Genomic DNA, 16,082 nt, shown 5'->3' with positions numbered 1-16,082 from the left:
TGATTAGTCGGTGAGGTCTAGTCGGTGCTGATGAAGACGTTCTTGGTCTCGGTGAACGCGTCGAGCGCGTCGGGCCCGAGCTCTCGGCCGAGACCGCTCTGCTTGAAACCGCCGAACGGCGTCGAGTAACGAACACTCGAGTGCGAGTTCACGGAGAGATTGCCGCTCTCCACCCCGCGCGCGACACGGATGGCCCGACCGACGTCGCGCGTCCAGATCGAGCCCGAGAGCCCGTAGATGCTCGAGTTGGCGAGGGCGATCGCATCCGCCTCGTCGTCGAAGGGCAGGACGGCGACGACCGGGCCGAAAATCTCCTCGGTGACCACTCGGTCGGTGCGCGACCCGGGCGTCAGTACCGTTGGCGCGAACCAGTAGCCGGGGCCCTCGGGGGCGGACCCGCGGAAGGCGACGGCCGCGTCATCCGGCACGAAGGCGGCGACCGAGTCGAAGTGCGCCTTCGACACGAGAGGTCCCATCTCGGTCCCCTCGTCGCCGGGATCGCCGACGCGCACCCCCTTCACGGCGGGTTCGAGCAACTCCATGAAGCGGTCGTAGACGCTGCGCTCGACGAGGATGCGGCTGCGCGCGCAGCAGTCCTGGCCGGCGTTCTCGAACACCGAGTACGGCGCGGTCGCCGCCGCCTTCTCGAGGTCCGAGTCGGCGAACACGATGTTGGCACTCTTGCCGCCGAGCTCCAGGGTGACGGGCTTGACCTGGTCCGCGCACCCTGCCATGACCTGCTTGCCGACCTCGGTGGAGCCCGTGAAGACGACCTTGCGCACGTCGCGGTGGGTGACGAAGCGGTTGCCGACCAACGACCCCTTGCCGGGCAGCACCTGGAACAGGCCGACCGGGAGGCCCGCCTCGAGAGCGAGCTCTCCGAGCCTGATCGCGGTCAGCGGCGTCCACTCGGCGGGCTTGAGCACGACGGCGTTGCCCGCGGCGAGCGCGGGCGCGAACCCCCAACTCGCGATCGTCATGGGGAAGTTCCACGGCACGATGACGCCCACGACGCCGATCGGCTCGAGGAAGGTGACATCCAGCCCGCCCGCGACGGGGATCTGCTTGCCGATCATCCGCTCCGGGGCGGCCGAGTAGTAGGTGAGAACGTCGCGCACGTGGCCTGCTTCCCACCGGGCCTGGCCGATCGGATGCCCGGAGTTGAGCACCTCGAGCTGGGCGAGCTCCTCGATGTGCTCCTCGACGACCCGGGCGAAGTCGCGCAGCGCGCCGCCGCGCTGCGCCGGGGTGAGCGCCCGCCACGCCGCTTGAGCGACGAGGGCTCGAGCGATCGCGTCGTCGACCTGCTCGAGGGTCGAGTGCTCGACGTCGCGGATCGGCGTCGCGTCGGCCGGGTTGATGAGGGTGGTGCTGGTCATGCCATCTGCTCCCGGTAGTCGCGGGCGGCCTCGACGAGGCCCTCGAAGAGCCGGGCATCCTCGGCGGCGTCCTCCTCGGGGTGCCACTGCACCGCGACGCCGAAGGGAACGCCCTCGAGCTCGACGGCCTGGACGATCCCGTCGTCGGATCGGGCCGTCACGACGAGACCGTCGCCGAGCTCATCTATGGCCTGGTGGTGGTAGCTCTTCACCTCGAGATCGTCGCCCACGAGCCGCGCGAGGCGGCTGCCGGACTCGACGGCGACCTCGTTCTCGGCGAAGACGCCGTTGCCGAGGTTGTAGCGGGTCGACCCGATCACGTCGGGAAGGTGCTGGATGAGCGTGCCGCCCCGCGCGACGTTGAGGAGCTGCGCTCCGCGGCAGATGCCGAGGAACGGGAGGCCGCGATCGATCGCGGCGGTGAGCAGAGCATCCTCCCAGGCGTCGCGGTCCCGGCGCGGGGCATCCGTCGTCGGATGCGGCTCCTGGCCATAGCGAGCCGGGTCGACGTCCTTGCCGCCGGTGATGATGAGCCCGTCGAGGCCGTCGAGGACGCGGGATGCCACCGCCTCGTCCACCGGCTGCGGCGGAAGCAGCACGGCGATCCCCCCGGCGCGGTTGACCGCGTCGAAGTACACCTTCGGCAGGAAGGATGCGGGCACGTCCCACACGCCGGTCTGCGCCTGCTCGAGGTAGGTCGTCAGGCCGATCACCGGCGCGCTGCGACGAGGCGCCGGCTTGGCCGAAGCCTCGTCGGCCGCGCGCCGGGTGGGGACCGGCGCGCCAGAAAACTCAGAGCCGCTCAAACCCACGCACCCGCTCCCAGTCGGTGATGGCGGCGTCGTACGCCGCCTGTTCGATTCGCGCGTTGTTGAGGTAGTGCGCGACGACGTCCTCCCCGAAGGCCGCCACCGCTACCTCGGACTCCTGGAAGAGCCGCGCCGCCTCGCGCAGCGACGAGGGGACGCGGGGGGCATCCGACGCGTAGGCGTTCCCCTCGAAGATCGGCTCGAGCTCGAGCTCGTGCTCGATGCCGTACAGCCCGCCCGCGATGAGCGCGGCGACCGCGAGGTACTGGTTGACGTCGCCGCCCGGCACGCGGTTCTCGGCTCGCAGCGAGTGGCCCTGCCCGACGACGCGCAGCGCGCACGTGCGGTTGTCGAGCCCCCAGGCCACAGCGGTGGGGGCGAAACTGCCCTCGACATAGCGCTTGTACGAATTGATGTTGGGGGCGAAGAACAGCGAGAGCTCGCGCATCGTGGCGAGCTGACCCGCGAGCCAGTGCTCCATGAGCTTCGAGAATCCGTAGGGGCGGTCCTTGTCGGCCATGACCGCCGAGCCGTCCGTGCCGCGCACCGACAGGTGGATGTGGCACGAGTTGCCCTCGCGCTCGTTGAACTTCGCCATAAACGTGAGCGACTTGCCGTGCTTGTCGGCGATCTCCTTCGCGCCGTTCTTGTAGATCGAGTGGTTGTCGCACGTGCCGAGCGCATCGCGGTACTTGAATGCGATCTCCTGCTGGCCGAGGTTGCACTCGCCCTTGACGCCCTCACAGTACATCCCCGCCCCGTCCATCGAGTTGCGGATGTCGCGCAGCAGCGGCTCCATGCGGGTCGAGGCGAGCAGCGCGTAGTCGATGTTGTAGTCGCTGCCCGGCGTCAGGTCGCGGTAGCCCTTCGCCCACGCCTCGCGGAAGCTGTCCTCGAACACGATGAACTCGAGCTCGGTGCCGACGAACGCCTCGAGGCCGCGCTCGGCGAGCCGCTCGAGCTGGCGCTTGAGGATCTGCCGGGGGTCGGGATTCACCGGGGTGCCGTCGAGCCACGTCAGATCGGCGGTGACGATGGCGGTACCGGGCAGCCACGGCGCGAGCCGCAACGTGTCGAGGTCGGGCATCATCGCCATGTCGCCGTACCCGCGCTCCCAGGAGGAGATGGCGTACCCGGCCACCGTGTTGTTCTCGACGTCGACGGCGAGCAGGTAGTTGCAGCACTCGGCACCGTGCTGCGCGAGCTCCTCGAGGAACAGGCGAGCGGATGCCCGCTTCCCGATCAACCGGCCCTGCATGTCGGTGAACGCGATGATGACCGTGTCGATCTCTTTCGCCGCGACGAGGGCCGACAGCTCCTCGACCGTGAGATTGCCCGTGCGTTCTTTCGCCACTTGCGACTCCTCCCGAGTGCCTGCCGACCATTACATCACGACGACGTAGGGCCGCTCGGGCCTACCGTAACGCGCAATTTACATCCAAAGGTAGACACCGAGTACCAATAGCCGACAAACTCATGGGAATTCCGCAGGCAATGGCGCCTGCACCCGAATCAGGCAACTTGGGCAACTTTGGAGGAAGCATGGCGGAAAGCAAGGACACCACCAAGGTGTCCGGCGTCACGTACACGAAGGCGGGTCAGGAGTACTTCGAGAAGCGGACGCTCAAGCGCTCCGCCGGGGTCTGGGGCCTGTGGGGCCTCGCCGTCGCCGCCGTCATCTCGGGCGACTTCTCCGGGTGGAACTTCGGCATCGACTTCGCCGGCTTCGGCGGGATGCTCATCGCGTTCGTCATCCTCGTCGCGATGTACTACGGCCTCATCTTCTCCATCGGCGAGATGGCGGCCGCGCAGCCCCACACCGGCGGTGCCTACTCGTTCGCGCGATCGGCGATGGGACCGTGGGGCGGTCTCGTCACCGGCCTCGCCGAGACGATCGAGTACGTCGCGACCACGGGCGTCATCGTGTTCTTCTCGGCGCAGTACGCCAACGGCATCACGACCGAGCTCCTCGGCTTCGACCTCTCGGCGAACATGTGGATCTGGTGGGTCGTGCTCTACGTGGTCTTCATCGCCCTCAACTCGGCGGGCGCGAACATCTCGTTCAAGTTCGCGATCGTCGTGTCGATCATCTCCATCGCAATCCTGCTCGTCTTCTCCGCGATGGCGCTCTTCACCGGCGCGTTCAGCTGGGACTCGCTGTGGAACATCCCGCCGGACGAGGGTCAGTCGACGTTCCTCCCCCACGGCGTGCTGCCGATCCTCTTCGCCCTGCCCTTCGCGATGTGGTTCTTCCTGGGCATCGAGGAGCTGCCGCTCGCGGCGGAGGAGTCCCACAACCCCACCCGGGACATCCCGAAGGCGGGTCTGTGGGCACGCGGCACGCTCATCGTGACGGGTCTGCTCATCCTCTTCCTCAACACCGGCGTGCTCGGCGCGGAGGCGACGGGCGTCTCCCTCGAGCCGCTGCTGGACGGGTTCCGCGCTATGGTCGGCGACGGGGCGGCGGCAGTGCTTGCGCTCTTCGCGCTCGTCGGGCTCCTGGCATCCCTGCAGGGCATCATGTTCGCCTACGGACGCAACATGTACTCGCTCTCGCGCGCCGGCTACTACCCGAAGTTCTTCTCCCTCACCGGCAAGCGGCAGACCCCGTGGGTCGCGCTCATCGTCGGGGCCGTGATCGGGTTCGTCGCCCTCGTCGTGCTCGATCTGCTGAGCAAGGCCGACCCGGAGGGCGCGGGTGCCGTCGCCGGGGCGATCATCCTGAACATCGCCGTGTGGGGCGCGGTGCTCGCCTACCTCCTGCAGATGATCTCGTACATCATCCTGCGCCGGAAGTTCCCGAACGCGAACCGCCCCTACAAGTCGCCGTGGGGCATCCCGGGCGCGGTCGTCGCTGCGGTGATCTCGGCCCTCATCTTCGTCGGCTTCCTGCTCAACTCGGCGTTCCAGCCGGCGATCGTCGCGATCGCGATCGTGTACATCGTCATCCTCATCGGCTTCGCCGTCTGGGGTCGCCACCGCCTCGTTCTCTCGCCCGAGGAGGAGTACGCCCTGAGCGGCGGTCTCCACGGCGACCCGCAAGTCGAGGGCTACGACGCGATGGAAGGCGAGGTCTTCGACGGGAAGGCGGAGGACCCGAAGAAGTAGCATCCATCGGCACCACCGGTCGGCCCTCGCCCCTCTCGGGCGGGGGCCGACCGCGTTAACGTTGCCGGTGCGTTGCGGGAGACCCACGGGCGGCGATGCAGCGGATGCCCGACCGTAGCGTCGGAGCATGCCCCGGCCCGTTCGCACTCTCCTTCCCGCGCTCCTCATCGCCGCTCTGCTCACCGGGTGCGTCCCGGCCGACCCGCTCGGCCCCGCCGCTCGCGAGGTGCTGGAGTCTCTCGAGGCGCTCGATCCGGCCGATCGTGAGGCCGCCGTCATCACGATCGCCGCGCGGGAGGAGTTGGCGGCCTGGAGCGAGTGGGGGGTCGACCCGTCGGGGGTGCCCGGTGCACTCGCGACCCTGTCGGACTGGGTCCTCGCGGAGCGAGAAGCGCCGCACGAGATGCAGCTCGCGAGCCTCTCGGCGAGCGCCACCGACATCGGCTCGGCCTTCGGCATCGGCTTCGTCGCGATCGGCTCACTCGGCAAGTCGGGTGTCGAATACAGCAACGAGGGAGCGCGAGGCACCGACACGACGGGCACGCCGGGTGGGTCGGCGACGGTCTCGGTCGGCGCGGACGGCACCGTCTCGACCACCTACACGGCAGGTGGTGCAGAGGGCGGCCTGTCCGTGGACATTTCCGCGGCCTCCGAGATCCAGCCCTGCCCGGATGCGGACGGCGTGGTCGAGCTCTCGGCCGAGGTGTCCGTGCGCGTCGGTGTCGGCAGCGCGGGCGGGTCCATCGAGCTCGAGGTCGAGACCACCGGTCGCCTCGATGAGACGGCGGCTCTCGCATCCAGCGAGTACAGCTACCGGCAGCAGCATTCCTCCACGGCCGACGGAACCGGCGAGTTCCTCGATCACAGCGGCAACTCGGCGGGCCAGGTGACGGTCAACCGCTGGAGCAGCAAGGCGACCGCCGAGTTCGCGAAGGGGGCGGCGGAGATGGCGGCGTCGCTCGCCTATCTCGTCTCGCACGACCTGCTCGCCGCAGCGGAGACCGGCTGGACGTCGGGGCGCTGCGTCGACGTGACCCTCACCCCCTCGGAGGACCCCGGCAGCCTCGAACCGGAGGCGAACATCACCATCGACGCGGATGCCCACGCCCGCCTCGACGGCCAGGCGACGGGGGGCACGCTCTTTCCGACCTTGTCGGGAGAGGGCGACCTCGGCTCGGACGGGAGCCGCGTTCCGGCGCCGGCGACCTTCGACTACCGGGCGGCGGACGAGGAGGGTCGCACCGGCGTGCTCACGGTCGAGTCGCGCTCGATCCGGGGAGTGGGGCGGGCGAGCATCCCGCTCACCACCGGCGGCGGCGCCTACATCGCGGATGTCACGGTCGACGAGTACACCGCCCACGACACCATCTGCAGCCTCACCGAGCCGTTCGAGATCACTGGATCGGGCTTGACGTTCTCCTTCACGCCCGCGGGCGAGGGCAGTGGCACGTTCCGGATGAGCGGGGCACGGTACGACCTCACGTTCGTGGGCGACGGCGACTACTCCGTGTCGCACGACGCGGACGGCGTGGCGACCGCGCTGCACGCGTCGGGAGACAGCACCCTGACCACGCCGGACGGCATCACCGCCGACTCCCCCGTCGACCTGCAGTACACGCTCACACCGACGGAGCCGTGCGAGTAGGTTGGTGCGGTGACCCCCGACGAACGCATCGAAGAACTCGAACGAGAAGTCGCCCGTCTGCGCGAGCAGGTCGGCGTGCTGTACAAGCACCTCGGCATCGGGCAGCTTGCGGCCGCGTCATCCGGGCCGAATCCGGCGATCGTCGATGCGATCCGCTCGGGTCAGATCATCGTGGCGATCAAGCTCTACCGGGAGCAGACCGGCGCGGGTCTCAAGGAGGCGAAGGACGCGGTGGAGGACTTGGCGCGCACGCTGCGCTGACGCGCCATCCGCGACTTCCGGCGGATTCCGGGTGCCCCGGCGTTCGGATTCGGCCGGAATCCACAGGTCGACTTCCTCCACGACCCCGATCGATGCCGCGACCGGCACCGGATGCCGAGCGCATGCTCTCGGGATGACGAACCTCGAGTATTACCTGTCGACTGAAGCAGCCCGGCTGGGTGCGGATCGGGACCTGCGCCGAGCGCACAGCCGGGGAGAGACTGTTCGGATCGCCCGGGGCATCTATGCTCCGCGCGCATCGTGGGAGGCTCTCGATCCCGATGCACGGTACCGGCTGCTGACCCACGCCGCCTTGAGCCGCTTTCCGGCAGGGCAGGCCTCCCACGACTCGGCTGCTGCGCTGTGGCGACTCCCGAGCCTGGGGGCGTGGCCCGCTCGCGCTCATGCGACCGTGTCAGAGAATCGGTCTCAGCGCCCGGCCGGACCACTGACTCGACATGAGTGGGGACTCGATCCTGACGCTGTTGTCATTGAGGGCCTCCCCGTGACGTCTCTCGCTCGGACGGTGGTCGACATGGCCCGGTCGACTTCGTTCGTGCGTGCAGTCGGCATGGCCGACGCCGCGCTTCGCGGACGTGTCGGCGACGAGATCGGATGGGAGCCGATAGATCCATCGGCGCTGCAGCTCCATCTGGCGCGGGCGTCCGGTCGAACCGGTGCCGTGCGAGCAGGGAGGGTGCTCGACTTCGCGGACGCGCGTGCAGAATCGCTAGGGGAATCTCTCTGCCGCGTGCAGTTCCACGCTCTGGGACTGCCTGCCCCGGAATTGCAGCGGGTGTTCGCCGATCGCCGGGGGCAGATCATCCCGGACTTCTACTTCGAACGCTGGGATCTGGCGGTTGAGTTCGACGGCGTCGGCAAGTATCTGAGAGGACGCGCGTTCCACCCAGAGCTATCGGAGGCCGAGCTCGTCCTGCGCGAGAAACGTCGAGAGAATCGATTGAGACGCCTTGTCTCTGACGTCATGCGGGTCGAGTGGGCCGAAGCCCTCGATCGGCGACGTCTGTCCGCACTGCTTCGTGAACACAGGGTCGTCCTCTGACCGACCTGCGGCTTTCGGCGGAATCCGGACGCCTCGGGGTGCGGATTCCGCCGAAACGAGCAGAGAGGCCGCGGGCTCAGTGGAGGGCGAGCATGAGGGCGAACCCGAGCGCGGTGACGGCGCCGGATGCCGCGCTCCCCCGCCACGACGAGCGCGAGCGCAGCGCGAGCGCGACGCGCCCCACCGCCCACGCCGTCACCACGGCGGCGTAGAGCAGGGCGCCGGGGGCACCCGCGCCGTGGTGGCCCGCCGCAGGGTGGACGACGAGGGCGAGCATCCCGAGGGCCATCGCCCACAGGTCGAGGCACTGGGCGCCGAAGTGTCCCGCGCGGCGCGAGAGCAGAGCGCAGACCACGGCGAGGACGATGAGCACTCCCGCGATCGCGAGCATCCAGAACGCCGAGCCGGCGACGAGGGCCGCGCCCATGAGAGCGATCATCAGCGTGTGGACCGGGGCCTCGCGGCGCAGCACTGCAAGACCCCGGTCGGTGGGACGCGCTACGCCGTCCACACCGTCTTCGCGTTGACGAATTCGCGGATGCCGAACTTGCCTAGCTCGCGGCCGTAGCCGGAGTCCTTGACCCCGCCGAAGGGCAGGCCGAAGAACGACGCGGTGTTGCCGTTGGCGAAGACGGCGCCGAACTCGAGCTCGCGCTGGAGCCGGTCGAGCTCGGCCGCGTCGGACGACCAGACGGAGGCGGCGAGACCGAACTCGGAGTCGTTCGAGAGTGCGATGGCCTCGTCGATCGACGCGACCTTGTAGACGCACGCCACGGGTCCGAAGCACTCCTCGCGGTAGATGCGCATCTCGGGGGTGACCCCGGTGAGCACGGTCGCCGGGTAGAACCAGCCGGGGCCGTCGGGCAGCTCGCCGCCGGTGTGGACGGTGACGCCCTTCGCGATGGCGTCGGCGACGAGCTCGTGCGCCTCGGCGCGCACCGACTCGGTAGCCATCGGCCCGAAGGAGGTCTCGGGGTCGAACGGATCGCCCGCCACCGTCGCCGTCATCGCCTGGAGGAACGCCGCGAACCACTCGTCGTAGACGTCCTCGTGCACGTAGAAGCGCTTCGCGCAGATGCACGACTGACCCGAGTTCTGGGTGCGGGAGTTCGCTCCGAACTGCGCCGACTTGGCGATGTCCGCCGACGGGGCGACGACGAACACGTCGGTCCCGCCGAGCTCGAGAACGCTCTTCTTGATGTTGCGCCCCGCCGCCTCGGCGACCGCAGCGCCCGCTCCGACCGAGCCGGTGAGGGTCACGGCGGCGATCCGCCGGTCGTCGATGAGCGCCGAGGCCGCGGCCCCTTCGATGAGCAGCGTCTGGAAGGCTCCCGCCGGGAATCCCGCCCGCTCGAAGAGCTCCCCGAGGTAGAGCGCAACCTGCGGAACGCTCGACGCGTGCTTGAGCAGGCCGGTGTTGCCCGCCATGAGCGCGGGGGCGGCAAAGCGGATCACCTGCCAGAACGGGTAGTTCCACGGCATGACCGCGAGCACGGTGCCGATGGGCTGGAAGATGACGCGAGCGACGGATGCCCCGACGGCGGATGCCTCGACCGGCGTCTCGTCGGCGAGATACTCCTCGGCGTGGTCGGCGTAGTGCCGCATGCCGTTCGCCGATTTCGTCACCTCGTACTTCGCGGTGCCGATCGTCTTGCCCATCTCGGTCGCGGCGAGCGCGGCGAGGTGCTCGAGGTCGGCGTCCATGAGGTCGGCCGCGCGATGCATCCACTCCCGGCGCTGTGCGAAGGTCGTCGCGCGCAGTGCGGCATTGGCGAGCCGCGCGCGCTCGAGGATCTGCTCGACCTGATCCGGCGAGTGCGGCTCGAACGTCTTCTCGACGAGACCGGTGGTGGGGTTGAGGGTGGCGATGGCCATGGTGAACTCCTTCGTTCGATCAGGAAAGCGCCCGGCGGGCGAGACGGACGGCGCCCTCGACGGGGGCGCGGGTCAGCAGGTCGACGGAGAGCGACGGATGCCGCTCCCCCACATATCGCGACAGCGCGTCGAACAGGCGCGGCTGCCGAGTGATCACGCCGCCCGCGGCGACGACCACGGATCCGACCGCTCCGCGGGCGAGGAGCTGGTCGACGAGCCGTGCGAGGTGGAGCGCGGCCCCGTCGATCACGGTCGCGGCCAGCGCCGACCCGGCGTCGGCGGCGGCGAACACCGCCGGGGCGCGCGGACCCCAGTTGTCCATGGTCGGCTCGTCGTTGACGGCGCGGGCGAGGCGTTCGGCGTCGTCCACGCCGAAGGCAGCGAGCAGGGCGCCGAGCAGCCCGTCATCGGGCATCCCGTCGTCGTGGGCGAGCAGGGCGGCCCGACTCGCCTCGCGGACGATGCCCGCGGCACCGGCTTCGTCGCCGATCACCCACCCCCAGCCGCCCGTGATGAGAGGAACGCCGGATGCCGCGCGCCCCACGCCGATCGCCCCGGTGCCCGAAATGAGGCCCATGCCGTCGTCGTGGCCGGCCGCGGGAACGAGCAGCGCGGCATCGTTGACGGCCACCGCCGGGTAGCCCGCCCCGAGTGCGCGCGCGAAATCGTCCGCGATCTCCGGGGTGTCGAGGCCCTGGGCACCGATCCCGACGGCGGCCACCGCGGCGTCGGACGGGAGCACCGCGGCGATGCGGTCGGCGACCCAGCGCACACCGTGGTGGAGGGGTTCGGCATCCCAGCCGTCCGACGGCAGCACGGTGTCGACGAGGCGATCCCCGTCCACGGTCTCGACGACGACGGCGGTCTTGGTGCCGCCGACGTCGAGACCCACGATGACCGAGACCATCAGCCGTCAGCCACCTTCGTGTCGGTGCCGTCGGACACCTTCGTGTCGGTGTGGAAGAACACGAACTCCTCGATCTCGACGCCCGCCTGGGTGGCGACCTCGCCGACGAGGATCTGCATGACGAGAGCCTCCAGGATCGCCCGCTGGTTCGGGGCGACCGAGGGGAGCGCGACGACCTGCAGCCGCTCCGCCTCCGGGACCTCGAGAGAGGTGATGAGGATGACGCTGTGCCCGGCATCCGCGAGCATGCGGGCCGCGTCGAGCTCGCGCTCCTCGCCGAAGAGCACGTGCACTCCGCCGCCCGCCGACTCCATCGACCCGTGGAGGTACTGCCGGGTGCTCATGCCCGCGGCGTGCACCCGGGCGACCTCGCGGAACAGCAGGGCGCCGGCCTCGGCCGATCCGACGGAGGGGCCGGCTCCGACGAAGTCGGCGGTGACGCGGCCGGCGAACGTCGCGGCGAGTTCCGCCGCCCGGGCGCCCACGGTCTGCTCCGTCCAGCGGAAGAGCTCCGGGAGCGACTGCCAGCCCGCGTCGAGCGCGCCGCCGTCCCACGCCTCGGCGAGCATCCCGAGTCCGGTGACCGTCGCCGTGTAGCCGATCGTCGACGCGTAGCTGTCGGGGATGTTGCCGAGCGACAGTGTCGTGGCCGCGAGCGTCGACACGGGCGACGGGTGCGTGTTGACGACGGCGTAGCGCAGCTCGGGGGCAATCGACTCGAACACCGCGAGGGTCTCCGTGCTCTTGCCCGACTGCGAGATGCCGACGATGGGATGCACGCTCAGGGGCCACGGCAGCGGGTAGTCGCCCGCGCCCAGCCGCCAGGAGTGGATGCCGCGCGAACGCAGCGTCCAGACCGGCGCGGATGCCGCGGCGAGGCTCGCTCCGATGCCGACGAAGATCGGCCCGGGGCCGCGGAGCCCGCCCGCGTCCTGCTGGCGAAGCACCTCCTCGGAGATCCGCGCGATGGCGGCCTCGAGCGCATCGGCCTGGGTGGCGCGCGCGCTCGCGTAGGTGATGTAGTCAGCGACCATGAGCCGCCCCCCTCTGTTCAGTTGTCATCAGTGCCCGTGTCCGTGGTGCTCGTGCCCGCCGTGCCCGCCGTGGTCGTGGTCCGCGGCGCCGCCCGGAGCGCAGTGGTCGCTCGTCGACGCAGGAATGTCCATGGCCGGATTCGCGCCGAAGAAGCCGTGCGGCTTGAGCACGAAGCCGCACGTGTCGACGGGCATGATCGGCCAGTCCTCGACGCGCGGGAAGTGCGTCAAGCCGAAGGTGTGCCACAGAACGATGTCGGTGGTGTCGACCGAGCGGTTCGCCGCCGTCCACGCCGGGAGGCCGGCGCCACCCGGGTGCATGTTGACGAAGTCGCCTGCCGGGTACAGCTCCGACGGCTCGTAGGGCGTGACCCACAGGTGCTTCGTGCAGAAGGTGGCGCGCTGGTAGATGTCGGACTCGGCGTCGGCGAGCAGCGTGGGCCGCCCCTCCGGGTAGAGCACCCAGCCGACATCGCGCCCGAGCCGGTTCTTGACGCCGGGGTTGGAGACGAGCCAGACACGGCCGGTCTCGGTGGAGGCCAGGCGCTGGGCATCCTGCTCGGTCCGCAACCGCGTGACGGTCTGGGTGAAGCCGGTGCCTGTCGGGTTCTCGGGTCCGCGGGGCACGAGCACCGCCTCGAGCTCGTCCACCGCGTTGTCGAGCCCGTCGACCATCATGTCGAGGCGGGCGCTGAACAGGTGCTGGTGGTACGGGGCTCCGAGGCCCGGCGCGAGTTCGGAGGCGAACTTGTAGCCCTCCCCCGGGTACGCCGACGTGAAGACGACACCCGTCGCCTTGACCTCGAACTCGATGGTGCCGTCGAGGCCGAAGTACCAGTAGAAGCCGTAGTCGTAGTTGCCGACGGTGACGAAGAACGACACCACGAGCCGGCGGTTGCGGCGGGATTCGCTCGACCCGTTCCAGTTGTCGAAGTGCTTCCAGAGGATTCCGGCGTCCTCCTCGTGGATGCAGATGGCCTGCGGGATGATCTTCGCCGCCCCGTCGTTGCCGGCGACGACCGCATCGAGATAGGTGATGTCGCCCACGCAGTCGCACCCGAGCTCGAGCGAGTTCGCGTAGCCGCCGAGCAGGTACTCGCCGCAGTCGAAGAAGTTCTGGAACCAGCGCTGGGGGCTCGGGTCGCCGTAGGGCACCATCATCTCGGCGATGGAGGCGCGGTAGATCACGGGCCGAGCCACTCCCTTGTCATCGATCGTGACGTTGTGGAACACGAGGCCCTCGCGCTGGTCGAAGCCGACCTGGAGGTTCCAGCCGAGCCACGACAGCGTGCCGTTCTCGTCGATCGTGAAGCTCGGCCCCTCGGGCTGGGTGATCTCGATGGGCTTGAGGCCCTGCCGGTCGGGCCCGCGCCACGACTCGAGGTGGAAGTTGCCGCTCTCGAGGGGAACCGGCAGCTCGACGTAGTCGACGACCTCGAGCACCTCCTTCGTCACGACATCGAACATGACGGTGACTCCGTCGACCGGGTGCGCCCAGCCGAGGTCGTCCGGCGAATCCATGACGAACGTGAAGCAGCGCTGGATGCGACGACCCGACTCGGCATCGCTCAGCACGCCCGCCGACAGGGGGTTGATCACGAGCTTGTCGAAGTCTGTGAGACCGCGCTTGACCATGGCCGCCTGCCACTCGGCGTTCTTCTTGATCTCGGCCACGACGATGAACTCGTCGACGACAACCGGCACCTGTCCGTCGACCGCGTGGTCGAGCACGCGGTCGGAGACGACGCGGTCCTCGGCGATCGAGACGACGACGTCGCGCGAGACATTGGTCGCCATGTCGACGAGCATCGACCGGATGCGCCGGTCCGCAACCCCCGACGCGAGAAGCTCGCGCTTGTCCGGCTCCTGCAGCCCCACGTAGGAGTACTGCACGGTCGGGCTGGCGATTCCCTCCCGCTCGAGGATGGCGCGGTTGGCGGCGATCTCGGCCGCGGTGATCGTCGAGAGGGCGGCGGCGATGCTGGGGCTGGTCATCGGTGGTCTGCTTTCTGTGAGCGGGCGAAGGCGGTGCGCAGGCGGTAGCGCTCGCCCGCGTAGCGGATGGTCGAGGCGAGCACGGGATGCTCGAGCGAGTCGACGACGAGCTGGTGCATGACGAGCACGGGGGTGCCCGGCTGCACGGAGAGGTGGGTCGCGAGGGAGTCGTCTGCGCTGCGCGCCTCGATGGTGGAGTCGGCACGGTGCGGGTCGACGCCCTCGGATGCGAGCCGCTCGTAGAGGGAGGCGAGCCCGAAGTCGATGTGCTCGATACCGGGGACGAGGGCGGCGGGCACGCGCGAGTCATCCATCGCCACCGGCACGTCGTCGAGGAGCCTCACGCGCTCGAGGTGGAAGAGCGGACTTCCCGGGGCCACGGAGAGCTCCTCGGCCTCGTCGATCGTCGCGGGCACGATCTCCTGTCGGAGGATCCGGGATGACGCGCGGAGCCCCATCCGGTCGGCGGTCTCGCTGAACGACTCGAGGCTGTTCGGCCAATCGGTTCCCCCACCGGACGCGACGAACCAGCCGCGGCCGTGCGACGAGCGCAGCACGCCCTCGTCGACGAGCCGGGCGAGCGCCTTGCGCAGGGTGACGCGGCTGATGCTGAGCGCCTCGCACAGCTCGCGCTCGGGCGGCAGCCGCGACCCGACCGGCAGCCGGCCGTCGGCGACATCGCGCCGGATGACGTCGACCGCCTGGAGCCACAACGGGTCCGGGTAGTCGGTTCGGACGAGAAGGGTCATCGCTCGTAGCTGACCTTCTCCCAGACGCCCGACGTCATCGAGGCGTAGCAGGCGTCGAGGATGCAGTTGACGATGAAGCCGTCCTGGAAGGTCTCCACCGGCTGCTCCCCCTTCTCGAAGGAGGTCACGAAGCTGCGGAACTGCTGCGAGAAGCCGTAGGCGCGGGCCTCCTCGGGCACCGGGTAGACCCAGCCGGTCTCCGCGTCCGACTTCTCGACGAGGTAGCCGACGGGATTCTGGATGAACCCCCACACGGGAGTCGCGGAGCTGTCGGTGTAGAGGCGCCCGGCCGTCCCCACGAACTCGTGGCGCAGCTGCATCCCGCCCTTCTCGATCCACGACGACTCGACGGTCGCGACCTGGCCGCCGGCGAACTTGAGGATCGCGGTCGCGACGTCCTCCCCCGTGGTCTTGTCGCCGTGCACGAGGGTCGCGCCCCACGCCCAGACCTCGGTGACGGGGTTGTCCTTGCCGAAGAAGTGGCGGGCCGACTCGACGGTGTGGCAGCCCATGTCGAGCAGCGCCCCGCCCCCGGCGGTCTCGGCGTCCCAGAAGTGGGGGGCGTGCGGACCGGAGTGACCCTCGCGGGCGCGCATGGTCAAGAGGTCGCCGATACCGCCGGCCTGGACCATGTCGTAGGCCTTGACGATGTTGGGCGAGAACACGGAGCACTCCGCGTAGGCGGCCCAGATGCCGCTCGACTCGACGATGTCGAGGATCTGCTTCGCCTCCGCCCCGGTGCGGGCGAGCGGCTTGGTGCAGATGACGCCCTTGCCGTACTTCGCCGCGAGGCCGACGGCCTCGACGTGCACCTCGTTGGGCAGGGCGATGATGACGAGCTCGACGGCGGGGTCGGCGCACAGCGCCTCCATGTCGTCGTACGAGGTCATGCCGCGCGAGAGGGAGACGACCGGCGACCACTTGGCGGCGAACTCTTGTGCCCGGTCGAGGTCGCGGGAGTAGTTGGCGACGATGTCGGCCGCGCGCACATCCTGCAGCCCGTCGACGTACTGGTCACTGATGAATCCAGATCCCAGAATTCCAATGCCAACCATGCGTCCTCCTCGGTGCTGTGCGCCCCGATCGGGCACGCACACCACATGATACTGATTGGTACACCTTTGGTCTACTAGGTTTCGAGTTTGTAAATACCTCTTGCTACCTCTCGATGACATCTATATGCTGACCAGCACACGCGCTCGGCACCCACAGAGCGGTGGCTTCACCCGAAGCACGTGGCTTCACCCGAAGCACAAC

Annotated in this window: 14 protein-coding genes; 4 read left to right on the top strand and 10 right to left on the bottom strand. The window is 69.3% G+C overall.

Annotated elements, in window-relative coordinates; all coding sequences use genetic code 11:
• Positions 1 to 17: 17 nt before the first annotated feature.
• From Q5716_RS03160 to Q5716_RS03150, 3 genes are all read right to left on the bottom strand, one after another.
• A complete protein-coding gene (locus tag Q5716_RS03160; RefSeq protein WP_305001635.1) occupies positions 18 to 1,379 on the bottom strand; it encodes an aldehyde dehydrogenase family protein in 1,362 nt (453 codons plus the stop codon).
• Positions 1,376 to 2,092: a gamma-glutamyl-gamma-aminobutyrate hydrolase family protein gene (locus Q5716_RS03155; RefSeq protein WP_305001634.1), complete on the bottom strand. Its 717-nt coding sequence runs from the start codon at positions 2,090 to 2,092 to the stop codon at positions 1,376 to 1,378. The genes Q5716_RS03160 and Q5716_RS03155 overlap by 4 nt, the downstream gene beginning before the upstream one ends.
• Positions 2,093 to 2,171: 79 nt before the next feature.
• Positions 2,172 to 3,542, bottom strand: coding sequence for a glutamine synthetase family protein (locus Q5716_RS03150; protein ID WP_305001633.1), 1,371 nt, complete (start codon positions 3,540 to 3,542; stop codon positions 2,172 to 2,174).
• Positions 3,543 to 3,730: 188 nt separating this feature from the next.
• Here Q5716_RS03150 and Q5716_RS03145 point away from each other — a divergent pair, with 188 nt between their 5' ends.
• From Q5716_RS03145 to Q5716_RS03130, 4 genes are all read left to right on the top strand, one after another.
• Positions 3,731 to 5,296, top strand: coding sequence for an amino acid permease (locus Q5716_RS03145; RefSeq protein ID WP_305001632.1), 1,566 nt, complete (start codon positions 3,731 to 3,733; stop codon positions 5,294 to 5,296).
• 127 nt (positions 5,297 to 5,423) lie between these two features.
• Positions 5,424 to 6,941: a hypothetical protein gene (locus Q5716_RS03140; protein WP_305001631.1), complete on the top strand. Its 1,518-nt coding sequence runs from the start codon at positions 5,424 to 5,426 to the stop codon at positions 6,939 to 6,941.
• A 9-nt stretch (positions 6,942 to 6,950) separates the two neighbouring features.
• Positions 6,951 to 7,202 (top strand): ribosomal L7/L12 family protein, encoded by a 252-nt coding sequence (locus Q5716_RS03135; RefSeq protein ID WP_305001630.1) that lies wholly within the window; start codon positions 6,951 to 6,953, stop codon positions 7,200 to 7,202.
• Positions 7,203 to 7,728: 526 nt separating this feature from the next.
• Positions 7,729 to 8,265 carry a hypothetical protein gene (locus Q5716_RS03130; RefSeq protein ID WP_305001629.1) on the top strand — a complete coding sequence of 179 codons (537 nt, stop codon included), beginning with the start codon at positions 7,729 to 7,731 and terminating at the stop codon, positions 8,263 to 8,265.
• A 76-nt stretch (positions 8,266 to 8,341) separates the two neighbouring features.
• On the opposite strand, the gene Q5716_RS03125 is transcribed toward Q5716_RS03130, so the two are convergent.
• Genes Q5716_RS03125 through Q5716_RS03095 form a run of 7 tightly spaced genes read right to left on the bottom strand, consistent with a single transcriptional unit; the run spans position 8,342 to position 15,880 of the window.
• The gene (locus Q5716_RS03125) at positions 8,342 to 8,737 is read right to left on the bottom strand and encodes a hypothetical protein (protein WP_305001628.1); all 396 of its coding nucleotides are present in this window, start codon (positions 8,735 to 8,737) and stop codon (positions 8,342 to 8,344) included.
• Between the two features lie 26 nt (positions 8,738 to 8,763).
• Entirely contained in the window at positions 8,764 to 10,140 is a 1,377-nt protein-coding gene (locus tag Q5716_RS03120; RefSeq protein WP_305001627.1) for an aldehyde dehydrogenase family protein, read from the bottom strand.
• Between the two features lie 19 nt (positions 10,141 to 10,159).
• Positions 10,160 to 11,047 carry a BadF/BadG/BcrA/BcrD ATPase family protein gene (locus Q5716_RS03115; RefSeq protein WP_305001626.1) on the bottom strand — a complete coding sequence of 296 codons (888 nt, stop codon included), beginning with the start codon at positions 11,045 to 11,047 and terminating at the stop codon, positions 10,160 to 10,162.
• Entirely contained in the window at positions 11,047 to 12,081 is a 1,035-nt protein-coding gene (locus tag Q5716_RS03110; protein ID WP_305001625.1) for an SIS domain-containing protein, read from the bottom strand. Before Q5716_RS03110 ends, Q5716_RS03115 begins: the two co-directional genes overlap by 1 nt.
• Before the next feature lie 27 nt (positions 12,082 to 12,108).
• Positions 12,109 to 14,076 (bottom strand): primary-amine oxidase, encoded by a 1,968-nt coding sequence (locus Q5716_RS03105; RefSeq protein ID WP_305001624.1) that lies wholly within the window; start codon positions 14,074 to 14,076, stop codon positions 12,109 to 12,111.
• Positions 14,073 to 14,825, bottom strand: coding sequence for a GntR family transcriptional regulator (locus Q5716_RS03100; RefSeq protein WP_305001623.1), 753 nt, complete (start codon positions 14,823 to 14,825; stop codon positions 14,073 to 14,075). The genes Q5716_RS03105 and Q5716_RS03100 overlap by 4 nt, the downstream gene beginning before the upstream one ends.
• A complete protein-coding gene (locus Q5716_RS03095) occupies positions 14,822 to 15,880 on the bottom strand; it encodes a Gfo/Idh/MocA family protein (protein WP_305001622.1) in 1,059 nt (352 codons plus the stop codon). The genes Q5716_RS03100 and Q5716_RS03095 overlap by 4 nt, the downstream gene beginning before the upstream one ends.
• Positions 15,881 to 16,082 lie beyond the last annotated feature (202 nt).

It is taken from the genome of Antiquaquibacter soli (genome assembly GCF_030580675.1).
In the GTDB taxonomy this organism is placed as follows: Bacteria; Actinomycetota; Actinomycetes; order Actinomycetales; family Microbacteriaceae; genus Rhodoglobus; species Rhodoglobus soli.
This window is presented reverse-complemented; position numbering and strand designations above follow the sequence as displayed.

Coding starts and splice junctions, on each gene's coding strand:
- Q5716_RS03095 (WP_305001622.1), bottom strand. CDS start 15,880: ATGGTTGGCATTGGAATTCTGGGATCTGGATTCATCAGTGACCAGTAC.
- Q5716_RS03105 (WP_305001624.1), bottom strand. CDS start 14,076: ATGACCAGCCCCAGCATCGCCGCCGCCCTCTCGACGATCACCGCGGCC.
- Q5716_RS03100 (WP_305001623.1), bottom strand. CDS start 14,825: ATGACCCTTCTCGTCCGAACCGACTACCCGGACCCGTTGTGGCTCCAG.
- Q5716_RS03110 (WP_305001625.1), bottom strand. CDS start 12,081: ATGGTCGCTGACTACATCACCTACGCGAGCGCGCGCGCCACCCAGGCC.
- Q5716_RS03140 (WP_305001631.1), top strand. CDS start 5,424: ATGCCCCGGCCCGTTCGCACTCTCCTTCCCGCGCTCCTCATCGCCGCT.
- Q5716_RS03145 (WP_305001632.1), top strand. CDS start 3,731: ATGGCGGAAAGCAAGGACACCACCAAGGTGTCCGGCGTCACGTACACG.
- Q5716_RS03115 (WP_305001626.1), bottom strand. CDS start 11,047: ATGGTCTCGGTCATCGTGGGTCTCGACGTCGGCGGCACCAAGACCGCC.
- Q5716_RS03120 (WP_305001627.1), bottom strand. CDS start 10,140: ATGGCCATCGCCACCCTCAACCCCACCACCGGTCTCGTCGAGAAGACG.
- Q5716_RS03160 (WP_305001635.1), bottom strand. CDS start 1,379: ATGACCAGCACCACCCTCATCAACCCGGCCGACGCGACGCCGATCCGC.